Genomic DNA, 13,832 nt, shown 5'->3' on the forward strand with positions numbered 1-13,832 from the left:
ACGTACGGTCACCATCTTCCATCCTGATATCCATTGAGGTCCTTTGATGATGGTCGATACCTATCGACTCGCTCGTGGGCTCCGGTCCGGGTTGGTGGATCACCCTGCGCGTGCTGATGCACGTTCGGATGCACTGCGAAATACAGCGGATGGCGGTGGTCTGGCCGTTTCCGTACCCCGGTCCGGAAGCGGTACCGGCGGATCCCCGGCTGCCGCGCGTGATCGCCGGGACCGGCGCCGGGCCGGCCGCGCGGCAGCGGTGAGCGCCGATCGAAGATCGCTCTTGGCTGATCATGAAGTTACGCACCGTGTTGTCGAAGATTCGGCCCGGCCGGGTCGTCCCACCCCACGACGGAGGCCCTCATGTCGCTGACCGAGCGCCGGCCGGTGCCGGCCACCCCCCTGCGGACCGGTCCCGCCCGGCCGCTGCGGGTGCTCGCCGCCGCCACCGTCGCCCCGCTGATCCGTTGGATCGTCGCGGCCGACTCGGTGCCGGGCGGCACGGAGCGACGAACCGGATGCGACGAGTGCGGTACGCCGATCGGGCTCGCCGGACCGCTGCGGGCACTCTCCCCGCTCGCCCGCTGCGGCACCTGCGGCCATCGGATCGGCGCCCCGCCCGCCACTGTGGAACTGGCCCTGCTCGTGTCGATCGGGGTGCTGGCCCTGGCCGCCCGGCCGGCGTCGGAGACGGTCGCCTTCGCCTGGTGGGTGCTCTGCGTACTGCCGTTGTTCTTCGTCGACCTGGCCGTACACCGGTTGCCGGACCGACTCACCTACGCGGCCGCGTTCGGGACCTGGGGTCTGCTCGGCCTCGCGGCACTCTCCGGCGGTACGGAAACGGCCGGCGGTACGGCCTGGGTGCGGTCGGTGCTCGCCGGGCTTGCGGTCGCCTTCGTCTTCGCCGCCTCGACGGTGCTGCTGGGGCGGCGCGGGTTCGGGTTGGGCGACGCCAAGTTGGCGCTGAGCAGCGCCGCGGTGCTCGGCTGGTTCGGCTGGGAGATGGTGTTCTTCGGGCTGATGGTGGCGTTTGTCGCCGCCGCGCTGACCAGCGTCGTCCTGCTGGTCGCCGGCCGGGTCCGCTGGTCCGGCCACCTGCCGTTCGGCCCGTTCCTCATCCTGGGCAGCCTGGTCACGCTGACACTGACCTGACGGAAGGTCAGGTCATCAGGCTGGTGATGAAGTCGCCGAAACCCTGGGCGAGCATCATGCAGCCCGCCCCGAGGGTCTTGAAGGTGTGCGCGGCACTGTCCGGTCGGAACGCGATGAAGAAGATCAGGAAGGCCAGGCCTCCCCAGGCAAACACTTTCTTGATGAAAACGGGCATCTTTCCTCCGCTGGGGCGATCGGCCGTTTCGTCCGGCCCGTGGAGTTCGGATGACAAAATCTGCTTTTGACGTGTCCGCTGGCTTCCCGCCCGGGAGGGCGGCAAACAGCAGGAGCCCGCTTCACCTGGCCAGCCCTCATCTGGCCAGGAAGTGCCAACCCATCCAGAGCCACGCCCCGAGCACGATCACCCGCCCGGTTCCGCTGCGCATGGCGGCGATGAGCGCGCTGCCCAGCGGGGCGACCGTACTGTTCGGGCGTCGTCCGGCGAGGTCGACCAGGATCATGGCGCCGATGATCAGGGCGAAACCGACAACGAGTACGGCGCGTGCGGTCAACGGGTCACCAGCCAGGCTCCGGTGCTCAGCCACAGCACGTAGCCGGCGAGCCGGCCGGGATAGGTGTCCAGGAACGGGTCGGCCAGGATGCTGAACGTCGGATGTGCCGCGTCGTTGCCGGTGAACAGGGCAACCAGTTCCCAGACGCAGAAGGCGGCGCCGAGCCCCACCCAGGTCACCGCGGTCGCCCGACCGGCGAAGAGCGTACGGTGCGGCACCCGTCTCGCCCCCCACCAGAGCAGGACCAGTCCGGGTGCCAGTACGGCACAGGCGGCGGGCAGGGTCAGGGGCCGGGCGACCGCGGCCAGCAGGGCGTACCCGGCGATGGCGGTGGCGAAGGTGGGCGTCGCCCGACCGACGAGTGGGCCGACAGTATCGGCAGCGGGCGGCTCGGCCGTGTCCAGATCCGTCTGATGCATCCCAATAGGATGCGGTGCTTCTACCGCTTTATCCGCTTACGGCACGCGGGTGATCGGGGTGAACTGGACAAACGACGGCGCTCGCCGGACAACGGTGGGGGTGGCACCCGTCAGCCGGAGCCGGCGAGCAGCGCACGACGGGATCAGCACCAGGCCACCGGCGTCCGCTGGCCGGGAGGTTCGAGCTGGGACGTAACCGGGGGTTTTAGCTGGGGCTTAAACAGTACGACGGGGGCCGGCGCCGGCCGGAGACTGGCGGTCATGACTGAGCAGCAGAACCTCATGACCGGGCAACAGCATCGAGCGGAGCAGTTCCGTGGCCTGCACAACGCCGGTGAGCCGGTTGTCCTGGTCAACGCGTGGGACGTGGCCAGCGCCAGGATCGTGGAGGCGGCCGGCGCCCGCGCGATCGCGACCACCAGCGCCGGGGTCGCCTGGAGTCTCGGCGCCCCGGACGGCGACGTGCTCGCCCGTGACCTGGCCGTCGACCTGGTCGCCCGGATCGTCGGTGCGGTCTCCGTACCGGTGACCGCGGACATCGAGTCCGGCTTCGGCGCCACCCCGGACCAGGTCGGCGAGACCGTACGGGCGGTGCTGACCGCAGGGGCGGTCGGTGTCAACATCGAGGACGCGGTGCACGGGGGCGCCCCGGCGCTGCGACCCGTCGACGACCAGTGTGCCCGGCTGCGGGCCGCCCGGTCCGTCGCGGACGACGCCGGCATCCCGCTGTTCGTCAACGCCCGGGTCGACACCTTCCTGCGCGGGCTGGGCGGGTTGGCGGAGACGGTGGAGCGGGCGAACGCGTACCTGGCTGCCGGGGCGGACGGGATCTTCGTACCCGGGGTGGTGGATCCGGAACTGGTCGCCGACCTGGTACGGGACATCCCCGCCCCGGTGAACATCCTCGCCGGGCCGGGCGCCCCGTCCTTGCCGGAGTTGGCGAAACTCGGGGTGAGCCGGCTGAGCCTCGGCTCCGGACCCGCCGAGGCGGCGTACGGAATGGCCCGGCGGGTCGCCGAGGAGGCGTTCGGCACCGGGACGTACAACGCTCTGGTGGGTGCGCTGGACTGGGGCACGGTCAACGCCTTGATGACCCGCCGCTGAGGCCGGTCACCTCGTTCCGGCGGCCGTCTGCTCCGGCAGCAGGCCGCCGGGTTCGATCCCCACCGGTTGGAGTAGCCACCAGTGCCCGCCCAGCCCGGCCGGGTCGGTCAGCTCGGCCACCGTCGAGGCGGCGGCGAGCGCCCGGACGTACCCGGTCGGGTCGGTGCCGGCCAGGGTGAGCGGTGGTCGGCGGCCGTCTGCCCCGAGCGCCCGCAGCGCCGCCCCCTGACTGACCAGCGTGTACGCCACACCGGCGACCACCTCGCCGGCCGCCGCCACCGAGTCGACGGCGACGTGTGCGGTCAGGTCGCAGGACCCGTCCGGCACCGGTGGCACCTGCCGGCCGGATCGGAAGCCGGTCAACGTACCGCCGATCGGGCGACCGGTGCGGAGGTGGCCGTAGTCGACGGCCAGGGCCAGCCCACGGTCGACCGCGTCGACGGCGGCGGCCCAGGCGGCGTCCCGGCTTCGGCCGATCTCCACCCGCGCACCCGGCAGCGGCCCCGCCGCACCCTCCTCCGCCAAACCGGGCCCGCCCGGCTGGTCCGGCCACCAGTGCGAGAGCCAGGCGAGGTCGGTGGCGGCGATCGGCGGACCGGCGGACTCGATGCCCGAGACCGGGTCGACCAGGACCTGGTGCCAGCCCGCCGGCCCGGCCCCGGCCAGGTCGAGCGGTACGTTGTCCAGCCATTCCGTGCCGATCAGCAGCCCGACGATGCCGGTCGGCACGGTGTCGAGCCACTCGATCTCGGGCGGCAGCGGGTCGGGGCGGGGGGCGAGTTCGACCCCGGTCAGTCGCAGCCGGCGGCCCAGTTCGGCCGGGGCGAGCGCGGCCACGGTACGGAGCAGTTCGCCCCGGCCGGCCCCGACGTCGACCACGTCCAGCCGGTCCGGGTGGCCGAGGGCGGTGTCGACCCGGTCGAGCAGGCGCAGCAGCGCGGCGCCGAGCACCGGTGCGGCGTTCGCGCTGGTACGGAAGTGCGCCGCCGGGCCGTCGCCGGTGACGAAGAACCCGTCGGCGCCGTACAGGGCGGTGGTCATCGCCGCCCGCCAGGTCATCGGCATGGGTTCGTCCGTTCTGCGGTGCAGGTCACGGTGCAGACCCTACGGCGATGGCGAGGTGACCCGCGCCACGGTCGGCGGGGTGGCGGAACGGGTCTGTAGCAGCGGGAATGCGTTCGGCTCAGGTCCCGCATTCCTGCCCTTCCGGCGGTGGTGAAGGTTTTCACACATGCTTGTCGCAGATCCGTAACAACGGCGCATAATTGCGATCGACCGGTACCACTTATCGAGGACTGGATCGAAGACATGAGCGCATCGCCGCGCCCGCGTCCGGCCACCCCTGTCGGGGTGACCGCGCCGGCCCACCGCACCGCTGCCGCCGTGCCGCCCAGGACGCTGACTGTCGGTGTGATCGGCACCGGCCGGGTGGGTGCCGTACTCGGCGCCGCGCTGGCTGGGTCCGGACACCGGGTGCGCGCCGCCTCCGGTGTCTCCGCGGCGGCGAAGGCCCGGATCGCCCAACTGCTGCCCGGCGCCGTGAACCTGCCCGCCGCCGAGGTCGCCCGTGCCGGCGTGGACTTGCTGATCATCGCGGTGCCGGATGACGCGCTCGCCGCCGTGGTGTCCGGTCTGGCGGAGACCCGTGCCCTGCGTCCGGGCCAACTCGTCCTGCACACCTCCGGCGCGCACGGGCTCGGGGTGCTCGCACCCGCTGCCGCCGTCGGTGCCCGTACGCTCGCGGTCCACCCGGCGATGACCTTCACCGGTACCGCCGACGACCTGGCCCGACTGCCCGGCATCTCGTACGGCGTGACGGTCCCGGCGGACCTCCGGCCGCTCGCCGCCCGGCTCGTGGCGGACCTGGGCGGGGTGCCCGAGTGGGTGGCCGAGGGCGACCGTCCGCTCTATCACGCGGCTCTCGCCCACGGCGCGAACCACCTGGTCACCCTCGTCAACGAGGCGATGGACCGGTTGCGGGACGCGGGTGTGGCGCAGCCGGAGAAGGTGCTCGGGCCGTTGCTGCACGCCTCCCTGGACAACGCGCTGCGGCTCGGCGACGCGGCGCTGACCGGCCCGGTCGTCCGGGGCGACGCCGGCACCGTGGCCAAGCACCTGGACCGGTTGGCCGCGACCGCACCCGAGTCGGTCGCCGGTTACCTGGCGCTGGCCCGGCGCACCGCCGACCGGGCGATCGCCGCCGGCCGGCTCCGCCCGGTCGACGCGGTGTCGCTGCTCGGGGTGCTGGCCGACCGGCAGCGGCAGTCGGTCTGATGACAACCGGCCGGGTTGACCTCGCCGCGCAGGGCAGCGTCGCCGGGCAGGGCAGCGTCGGGAGCCGGGGAAGCGCCGGCGAGCAGGGAAGCGAGGAGCGGGCATGACCGAGGTGGTACGCACCCGGACCGAGTTGGCGGCGGCGCGCGACGCGCTGCCGGGCACGGTCGCGGTGGTGATGACACTCGGCGCGCTGCACGCCGGGCACGAGGCACTGCTGCACGCAGCCCGCGAGCGGGCCGACCACGTGGTGGTGACGATCTTCGTCAACCCGTTGCAGTTCGGGCCGACCGAGGACTTCGACAAGTATCCGCGTACCTTCGACGCCGACCTGGCGGTCTGCGCGGCGGCCGGGGTGGACCTGGTGTTCGCGCCGTCCCGCGAGGAGATGTACCCGACCGGGGCGCCGCTGGTCCGGGTCGACCCCGGACCGCTCGGCGGGGAACTGGAGGGCGCCAGCCGCCCCGGTTTCTTCCACGGGGTCCTCACCGTGGTCCTCAAGCTGCTCCAGGTGGTCCGGCCGGACTTCGCGTTCTTCGGCGAGAAGGACTACCAGCAGCTCACGCTGGTCCGCCGGATGGCGCTCGACCTGAACGTACCGGTGGAGATCGTCGGTGTGCCCACGGTCCGGGAACCGGACGGACTCGCCCTTTCCAGCCGTAACCGCTACCTGTCGGCGGACGAGCGGGTGACCGCGTCGAGCCTGTCCGCCGCCCTGCGGGCGGGCGCGACCGCCGCGGCGGCCGGGGTCGGCCCCGACGTCGCGCTCGCCGCCGCCCACGAGGCATTCCAAGCCACCGGTACGCCGGGCGCGAAGCTCGACTACCTGGTTCTGACCGACCCCGACCTGGCTCCGGCCCCGCTCGCCGGCCCGGCCCGGATGGTGGTGGCCGCCTGGGTCGGCGGCACCCGCCTGATCGACAACCTGGCCGTCCGGCTCGCCGGCCCGGCCACTGATTCGCTCGGCCACCCGGCCGTTGATTCGAAGGAAGAAATCTGATGTTCCGCACCATGCTCAAGTCGAAGATCCACCGCGCCACGGTGACCCAGGCCGACCTGCACTACGTCGGTTCGGTGACCATCGACGAGGAGCTGCTCGAAGCCGCCGACCTGCTGCCCGGGGAGAAGGTGGCCATTGTGGACGTCACGAACGGGGCGCGGCTGGAGACGTACACCATCCCCGGCGCCCGGGGCACGGGTGTGATCGGTATCAACGGTGCCGCCGCCCATCTGGTGAACCCCGGTGACCTGGTCATCATCATCGGGTACGGGCAGTTCGAGGACGCCGAGGCGCGGTCGTACCAGCCTCGGGTGGTGCACGTGGACGCGGACAACCGGGTGATCGAACTCGGTGCCGACCCGGCCGGGGTGGCCCCCGGTATGGCCGACGATCTGGTCCGGGGCGACCTGGTGGCGGACGTCAGGTGAGCACACCGAACTGATGGGTCGAGCACGATCGACCACTTCGCCGAGGCGACGCAACGGCACCGGACGGCTACGCTGTGACTCAGCCGTCCATACTGGTGCCGCCCTGGGGGAGGGACGCGATGCGTCGTTGGTGGAGCGTCCCCGTCGCGGTGGGAGTGGCGGTCGTGCTGCTCAGCGGGTGTGGGAATTCGGCCGGGATCGACGGTTCGCTGATGGACGACTGGGCTCCGCTGGCGGAGGCGAAACCGTTCGTCCCGCCGGTCGGCACCTGCCATCCGGCAGACCCGGTCAAGGTCGCCCCGCTCTCGTCGTACGAGCCGGTCGACTGCACCGCCCCGCACCGGACCGAGACGGTGCACGTCGGCACCTTCGCCGGTGTTGCCGCCGGCCGGGAGGTGCCGCCGGTGGAGGGTTCGCCGGAGATTCGTACCGCCTTCGGCGAATGCGACGGGAAAGCGCGGGAATACGTCGGCAACGAATGGCGGGCTGGCCGCCTCCGGCTGGAGGTGGCCCTTCCCTCCCCGGTCGCCTGGACGGGTGGTGCGCGGTGGTTCCGGTGCGACATGGCGGAGGTGGCCAAGGTCGAGCCCACCAACGGCGTCGTCACCAGCCGTACGGCGAGCGTACGGGGTGCCCTGAAAACTCCGTCCCCGCTGGGTCTGACCTGCTACACGATCAATCGAGCGGCGAACCGGAGCATCACCGGGATGGTGGCCGTCGACTGCGCCAAGGCGCACAACAGCGAGTTCGTCGGGGTGTGGAAGGCGCCCGAGATGAACTACCCGACCAAGGACCTCGACTGGGTCCCGATCTTCGGCGAGTGCCAGAAGTTGATGGCGACGCACATCGGGACGCCCAATGACGTCAACCTTGCGTTCCGCGCCGGTGTGGTTCCCCTGCCGCCCACCCGCGACGACTGGCAGGCAGGCAACCGGGGCATCCGCTGCTACCTGGACCTGTACGGCGACGGCACGGTCAACCGCCCGCTGCGGGGCGGCGGTCTCGCGGCGCTGCCCATCCCCACCAAATAGCCGCATCAGCGATCCGATCAGATCCAGATCACCCTCGCCGCCCCCGGCGGTCGGGCCGTGCGTCGAGCGGGGTTCACTGTGCTGATGCATGTGCCGACCCTGGATCTGCCGGTGTTGCCCACGCTGCTCGCCGCACCCGCACCGGGCTGGGTGGAGACCACCGACGTGGTGGTGGTCGGGTCGGGTATCGCCGGGCTGACCGCCGCGCTCCAGTTGCGTGAGGCGGGTCTGCACGTCACCGTCGTGACGAAGGTCAACATCGATGACGGTTCCACCCGCTGGGCCCAGGGCGGCATCGCCGCCGTACTCGACCCGCTGGACACTCCCGCCGCGCACGCGTACGACACCGAGGTTGCCGGGGTCGGGCTCTGCGACCCGGAGGCGGTCCGGGTGCTGGTCGAGGAGGGCCCGGCCCGGCTGCGCGAACTGATCCGGATCGGCGCCGAGTTCGACCGCAACGCGGACGGGTCGCTGATGCTCACCCGCGAGGGCGGGCACCGGACCAACCGGATCGTCCACGCCGGTGGTGACGCCACCGGTGCTGAGGTGCAGCGCGCCCTGCACGACGCCGTCGGCCGGGACCCGTGGATCCGGCTGGTCGAGCACGCGCTGGTGCTGGATCTGCTGCGCGCACCCGGCTGGGGGGACGCACCGGGCCAGGCCTGCGGCATCACGCTGCACGTACTCGGTGAGGGCAGCGAGGACGGGGTCGGTGCGATCCTGGCCCGCGCGGTGGTCCTCGCCACCGGCGGAATGGGGCAGGTCTTCGCCGCCACCACCAATCCGGCGGTCTCCACCGGGGACGGTGTGGCGTTGGCGATCCGGGCCGGTGCAGCCGTCACCGACCTCGAGTTCGTCCAGTTCCACCCGACCGCCCTGATCAGCCCGGCCGACGCGACCAGTGTGCTCGGTGCCGCCCAGCAGCCGCTGGTCTCCGAGGCGTTGCGGGGCGAGGGGGCGTACCTGGTCGACGCGGACGGCAAGCGGTTCATGGTGGGTCAGCACGAACTGGCCGAACTGGCCCCGCGCGACGTGGTGGCGAAGGGCATCCACCGGGTGCTGGTGGCCTCCGGGGAGGACCACGTCTACCTGGACGCCCGGCACCTCGGCGCGGAGTTCCTCAACCAGCGCTTCCCCACCATCGTCGCCTCCTGCCTGGCGATCGGGATCGACCCGGCGGTCGACCTGATCCCGGTCGCGCCGGCCGCGCACTACGCCTCCGGTGGTGTCCGTACGGACCTGCACGGCCGTACCTCGATCCCGGGCCTGTACGCCTGCGGCGAGGTCGCCTGCACGGGTGTGCACGGGGCGAACCGGTTGGCCAGCAACTCGTTGCTGGAGGGGCTGGTCTTCGCCCGGCGGATCGCCGACGACATCGCGCACAACCTGCCGCCGCAGGTGCAGCCGGCGCCGGGCGGGGCCTGGCAGGGCGGCACCGGCTGGGTCGTACAGCCGGAGACCCGGACCACCCTGCAACGGGCGATGAGCCGGGGTGCCGGCGTACTCCGGTCGGCGGAGTCGTTGCGGGCGACCGCCGCCGAACTGACCGGGGTCGCCCTGAGCCGGGGTGCGCCCCGGACCGCGAGCTGGGAGGCGACGAACCTGGTCACCGTGGCGTCGGCGCTGGTGACGGCGGCGTACGCCCGTCAGGAGACGCGGGGCTGCCACTGGCGGGAGGACTTCCCGACGGTGAGCGACGAGTGGCGGGGTCATCTGGTCGGTTCGATCGGACCGGCCGGCGAACTGGTGGACACCTGGGAGGCGCTGTGAGGACCGCTACCGAGGACGCGTTGCGTACGGCCGGACTGGATCCGGTGGTCGTGACCCGGATCGTGCAGACCGCGCTGGAGGAGGACCTCGGGCCGGACCGGGTCGACGTGACGAGCGTGGCGACGATTCCGGCCGGGCAGGTCGACACGGTCGACGTGGTGGCCCGCGCCGACGGGGTGGTGGCCGGGCTGGCCGTCGCGGCGGCGGTGTTCGAGCTGGTCGGTGACGAGGTGTCCGGCCGTACGGTCGAGGTGGTCGTGCACGCCCGCGACGGCGACCGGGTGGCCCGCGGCGACGTGCTGGCGACGGTGACCGGGCCGACCCGGGTCCTGCTCACCGCCGAGCGGACCGCGCTGAACCTGCTCACCCGGATGTCCGGGGTGGCGACCCACACGCGGGCCTGGGCGGACGCCCTGGTCGGGAGCAAGTCGACGGTGCTGGACACCCGCAAGACCACGCCGGGCCTGCGGGTGCTGGAGAAGTACGCGGTCCGGGCCGGCGGCGGCACGAACAAGCGGATGGGCCTGTACGACGTCGCGATGATCAAGGACAACCACAAGCTCGCGGCGGGCGGGATCGCCCCGGCGTACCGGCGGGTCCGGGAGGTCTTCCCGGAGGTCCCGATCCAGGTCGAGGTGACTGACGTCGCCGAGGCGGTCGAGGCGGTGGAGGCGGGGGCGAAGTTCCTGCTCTGCGACAACATGACCACCGGTCTGCTGGCCGAGGTGGTGGCGGTTGTCGGCGACCGGGCGGAACTGGAGGCGACCGGTGGGCTGACCCTCGACGTGGCGGCCGAGTACGCGGCCACCGGGGTCGACTACCTTTCGGTTGGGGCGCTGACCCACTCGTCGCCTATCTTGGACATCGCACTAGACCTCCGGCCGGCAGATCACGGCCGGGACGAGGGTACGGACCTGGAGCACCGGGGCTGACGAATGCTGCTCTGCATCGACATCGGTAACACCAACACCGTTCTGGCGACGTTCGACGGCGACAAACTGGTCCACTCGTGGCGGATCAAGACCGATGCCCGGTCGACCGCCGACGAGCTGGGCCTGAAGTTCCGTGGGCTGCTCGCCGGTGACGCGGTGGAGATCACCGGGGTGGCCGCCTGTTCGACCGTACCGGCGGCGCTGCGGTCGCTGCGCAGCATGCTGGGCCGCTACTACGCCGACGTACCGAGTGTGATCGTGGAGCCGGGGGTGAAGACCGGGGTCCAGTTGGCGATCGACAACCCCAAGGAGGTCGGTGCCGACCGGGTGGTGAACACCCTGGCCGCGTACACGATCTACGGGGGGCCGTCGATCGTGGTCGACTTCGGCACCACCACCAACTTCGACGTGATCAGCGGCCGGGGCGAGTTCCTCGGCGGTGCGTTCGCCCCCGGGATCGAGATCTCGTTCGACGCGCTCGCCGCCCGCGCCGCCCAGTTGCGCAAGGTCGAGCCGACCAAGCCGCGTTCGGTGATCGGCAAGAACACCGTCGAGTGCCTCCAGGCGGGGCTCTACTTCGGCTTCGCCGGGCAGGTGGACCGGATCGTCGAGCGGATGACCCAGGAGTTGGGCGAGGTGCGGGCCGTGATCGCCACCGGTGGCCTGGCGCCGCTGGTCATCGGCGAGTGCGCCACCATCACCCACCACGAGCCGATGATCACCCTGATCGGCCTGCGGATGGTCTACGAGCGCAATCTCTGACCCGTCCGGGTCAGCGGCGGCGGGCCCGGTAGACGGTGGTCCGGTAGGGCAGGTCGAAGGTGTCCCGTCCGGCCAGGTCGGGGTGGTGCAGGGCCAGGTCGCGTACGGCCGTTTCCAGGTCGTGTTGCCGCTGCTCGGAGGCGGTCAGATAGTAGGACCGGGTGCCGACCAGCCCGACCAGGGTGTCGGCGGTGTGCTCGGTGCCGTGGTGGAACTCGGCCCGTTCCAGCGGCTCGAAGTCGTCGCCGAACGTGGTCAGGTCGGGTGCGGTGTCCACGCTCGTCCGGCCGGCGAAGTCGGCCAGCAGCCGGCTGAGCGCGGCCACCCAGGCCACCGACTCGTCCCGGCTGTTCCAGATCGGCGCGAAACGTCCGCCGGGGCAGAGCACCCGGGCGGCCTCGGCGTGCGCCCGGTCGCGGTCGAACCAGTGGTACGCCTGACCGGTGATGACCACGTCGGCGTCGCCGTCCGGGAGGGGCATCGACTCGGCGCTGCCGGCCAGCGCCGTCGTGCCCGGGGTGGCGACCGCCAGTTGGGCCCGCATCCCCCCGTCCGGTTCGACGGGTACGACCCGGTGCCCGAGCCCGAGCAGTTGCCGGGTCAGGATGCCGGTCCCGGCGGCGAGGTCCACCACCCGGACCGGGGCGGGAGCGTCCACCGCCCAGGCGAGTGCGTCCACCGGGTACGTCGGACGGAAGCGGTCGTAGGTCTCGGCGGCCGCCCCGAACGACAGCGCCTGGTCAAGATCAGCCATGGTCCGATGCTATCCCCGGGTTATCCGCTGCCCGGTCGGAAGGCACTTGAGTAGGCTCGGGGAATTCTGCCGAACTCACTGTCCTGAGGAAGCCTGCCGTGACCGAGCACATCCCCGCCCCCGCCGAACCCGTGGACGACCTTCCGGAGCAGATGCGGGTACGGCGGGAGAAGCGGGACCGCCTGCTCGCCGACGGCGTCGAGCCGTACCCGGTGGGTTATCCGCGTACCGCGACCCTGGCCGAGGTCCGCGCCAGGTACGTCGACCTGCCCACCGACACCCAGACCGGGGACACGGTCGCGGTGACCGGTCGGGTGATCTTCATCAGGAACAGCGGCAAGCTCTGCTTCGCCACCCTGCGCGACGGCGACGGGACCGAACTCCAGGCGATGATCTCGCTCGACCGGGTCGGTGCGGAGCGGCTGGAGGAGTGGAAGCGTCAGGTCGACCTCGGTGACCACGTGGGGGTGACCGGTGAGGTGATCACCAGCCGGCGTGGCGAGTTGTCGGTGCTCGCCGGCTCGTGGATGATCACCGCCAAGGCCCTGCGACCGCTTCCGGTGGCGCACAAGCCACTCAGCGAGGAGGCGCGGGTCCGGCAGCGTTATGTCGACCTGATCGTCCGGCCGCAGGCCCGCGACACCGTTCGTACCAGGGCGACCGCCGTACGGAGCCTGCGCGATTCTCTGCATGCCCGGAGTTTCGTCGAGGTCGAAACCCCGATGCTCCAGTTGCTGCACGGCGGGGCCACCGCCCGGCCATTCGTGACGCACAGCAATGCACTCAGCACCGACCTGTACCTGCGAATCGCCCCGGAGCTTTATCTGAAGCGTGCCGTGGTGGGCGGGATCGACCGGGTCTTCGAGATCAACCGTAACTTCCGTAATGAGGGCATCGACTCCTCGCACTCTCCCGAGTTCGCGATGCTCGAGATGTACGAGGCTTACGGCGACTACGACACTATGGCCAAGCTCACCCGGGAACTGGTGCAGGAGGCGGCGTACGCGGTGGGCGGCTCGCACGTCGTGACGCACGCCGACGGGACCGAGTTGGACCTGAGCGGCCAGTGGCGTACGACGACGCTCTTCGGCTCGCTTTCGGAGGCGCTCGGCGAGGAGGTGACGGTCTCCACCGATCGGGCACAGCTCGTGCGGTACGCCGAAAAGGTCGGCCTGGGGGTCGATCCGAAGTGGGTGCCGGGCAAGCTCGCCGAGGAGCTGTTCGAGGAGCTGGTGGTGCCCGGACTGCGTGAGCCGACGTTCGTACGGGACTACCCCGAGGACACCAGCCCGCTCGTCCGCGCCCACCGTGAGCAGCCAGGACTCACCGAAAAATGGGACCTGTACGCGCTCGGATTCGAACTCGGCACCGGCTACTCGGAACTGGTCGACCCCGTGGTGCAGCGGGCCCGGCTGCTCGCCCAGGCGCAACTCGCGGCGAAGGGCGACGATGAGGCAATGCGCCTGGACGAGGACTTCCTGCGCGCCTTGGAGTACGGAATGCCGCCCTCCGGCGGCGTCGGAATGGGAATCGACCGGCTGCTGATGACCCTCACCGGGCTCGGAATTCGGGAAACCATCCTCTTCCCCTTGATCCGCGCGGAGTAGTCACGTAAGTCCTGTTGAGTAATTTCCGGGTCCTATTGACGCAACGAGCGCGTTGCGGGCTATTGTGCTCTTGTTTGCGGAACACCC

15 protein-coding genes are annotated in these 13,832 nt (G+C 71.3%); 10 read left to right on the forward strand and 5 right to left on the reverse strand.

Going from position 1 to position 13,832, the window contains the following annotated elements; all coding sequences use genetic code 11:
- Positions 1–363: 363 nt before the first annotated feature.
- The gene (locus OIE47_RS15345) at positions 364–1,152 is read left to right on the forward strand and encodes a prepilin peptidase (protein ID WP_326562167.1); all 789 of its coding nucleotides are present in this window, start codon (positions 364–366) and stop codon (positions 1,150–1,152) included.
- Positions 1,153–1,159: 7 nt separating this feature from the next.
- Here OIE47_RS15345 and OIE47_RS15350 read toward each other — a convergent pair whose 3' ends face one another.
- From OIE47_RS15350 to OIE47_RS15360, 3 genes are all read right to left on the reverse strand, one after another.
- Positions 1,160–1,306 carry a hypothetical protein gene (locus OIE47_RS15350; RefSeq protein ID WP_326563355.1) on the reverse strand — a complete coding sequence of 49 codons (147 nt, stop codon included), beginning with the start codon at positions 1,304–1,306 and terminating at the stop codon, positions 1,160–1,162.
- 157 nt (positions 1,307–1,463) lie between these two features.
- Positions 1,464–1,664, reverse strand: a complete 201-nt coding sequence (locus OIE47_RS15355; RefSeq protein ID WP_326562168.1) for a DUF6186 family protein — start codon at positions 1,662–1,664, stop codon at positions 1,464–1,466.
- Positions 1,661–2,083 carry a hypothetical protein gene (locus OIE47_RS15360; RefSeq protein ID WP_326562169.1) on the reverse strand — a complete coding sequence of 141 codons (423 nt, stop codon included), beginning with the start codon at positions 2,081–2,083 and terminating at the stop codon, positions 1,661–1,663. Before OIE47_RS15360 ends, OIE47_RS15355 begins: the two co-directional genes overlap by 4 nt.
- A gap of 261 nt (positions 2,084–2,344) precedes the next feature.
- Between OIE47_RS15360 and OIE47_RS15365 the strand changes: the two genes are divergently transcribed.
- Positions 2,345–3,187 (forward strand): isocitrate lyase/PEP mutase family protein, encoded by an 843-nt coding sequence (locus OIE47_RS15365; RefSeq protein ID WP_326562170.1) that lies wholly within the window; start codon positions 2,345–2,347, stop codon positions 3,185–3,187.
- A gap of 6 nt (positions 3,188–3,193) precedes the next feature.
- Here the strand turns inward: OIE47_RS15365 and OIE47_RS15370 are convergent, their stop codons facing one another.
- Positions 3,194–4,252, reverse strand: a complete 1,059-nt coding sequence (locus OIE47_RS15370; protein WP_326562171.1) for an SAM-dependent methyltransferase — start codon at positions 4,250–4,252, stop codon at positions 3,194–3,196.
- A gap of 243 nt (positions 4,253–4,495) precedes the next feature.
- On the opposite strand from OIE47_RS15370, the gene OIE47_RS15375 reads away from it, so the two are divergent.
- The 7 genes from OIE47_RS15375 to OIE47_RS15405 all read left to right on the forward strand — a co-directional run bounded on the left by OIE47_RS15375 (position 4,496) and on the right by OIE47_RS15405 (position 11,384).
- Positions 4,496–5,461 (forward strand): Rossmann-like and DUF2520 domain-containing protein, encoded by a 966-nt coding sequence (locus tag OIE47_RS15375; protein WP_326562172.1) that lies wholly within the window; start codon positions 4,496–4,498, stop codon positions 5,459–5,461.
- 103 nt (positions 5,462–5,564) lie between these two features.
- Entirely contained in the window at positions 5,565–6,461 is an 897-nt protein-coding gene (gene panC / locus OIE47_RS15380; RefSeq protein ID WP_326562173.1) for a pantoate--beta-alanine ligase, read from the forward strand.
- Complete coding sequence (gene panD / locus OIE47_RS15385; RefSeq protein ID WP_326562174.1) at positions 6,461–6,889, forward strand: aspartate 1-decarboxylase; 429 nt, start codon at positions 6,461–6,463, stop codon at positions 6,887–6,889. Before panC ends, panD begins: the two co-directional genes overlap by 1 nt.
- Positions 6,890–7,008: 119 nt before the next feature.
- A complete protein-coding gene (locus tag OIE47_RS15390; RefSeq protein WP_326562175.1) occupies positions 7,009–7,920 on the forward strand; it encodes a septum formation family protein in 912 nt (303 codons plus the stop codon).
- Positions 7,921–8,004: 84 nt separating this feature from the next.
- Complete coding sequence (locus tag OIE47_RS15395) at positions 8,005–9,690, forward strand: L-aspartate oxidase (protein ID WP_326562176.1); 1,686 nt, start codon at positions 8,005–8,007, stop codon at positions 9,688–9,690.
- Positions 9,687–10,622, forward strand: coding sequence for a carboxylating nicotinate-nucleotide diphosphorylase (nadC, locus tag OIE47_RS15400; RefSeq protein ID WP_326562177.1), 936 nt, complete (start codon positions 9,687–9,689; stop codon positions 10,620–10,622). Before OIE47_RS15395 ends, nadC begins: the two co-directional genes overlap by 4 nt.
- Positions 10,623–10,625: 3 nt before the next feature.
- Positions 10,626–11,384, forward strand: a complete 759-nt coding sequence (locus tag OIE47_RS15405) for a type III pantothenate kinase (RefSeq protein ID WP_326562178.1) — start codon at positions 10,626–10,628, stop codon at positions 11,382–11,384.
- Positions 11,385–11,394: 10 nt separating this feature from the next.
- Here the strand turns inward: OIE47_RS15405 and OIE47_RS15410 are convergent, their stop codons facing one another.
- Positions 11,395–12,138, reverse strand: coding sequence for a class I SAM-dependent methyltransferase (locus OIE47_RS15410; RefSeq protein ID WP_326562179.1), 744 nt, complete (start codon positions 12,136–12,138; stop codon positions 11,395–11,397).
- 152 nt (positions 12,139–12,290) lie between these two features.
- Here OIE47_RS15410 and lysS point away from each other — a divergent pair, with 152 nt between their 5' ends.
- Positions 12,291–13,745, forward strand: coding sequence for a lysine--tRNA ligase (gene lysS / locus OIE47_RS15415; RefSeq protein ID WP_326563105.1), 1,455 nt, complete (start codon positions 12,291–12,293; stop codon positions 13,743–13,745).
- Positions 13,746–13,832 lie beyond the last annotated feature (87 nt).

Origin of the sequence: Micromonospora sp. NBC_01796, from assembly GCF_035917455.1 — a bacterium.
GTDB lineage: Bacteria > Actinomycetota > Actinomycetes > Mycobacteriales > Micromonosporaceae > Micromonospora_G.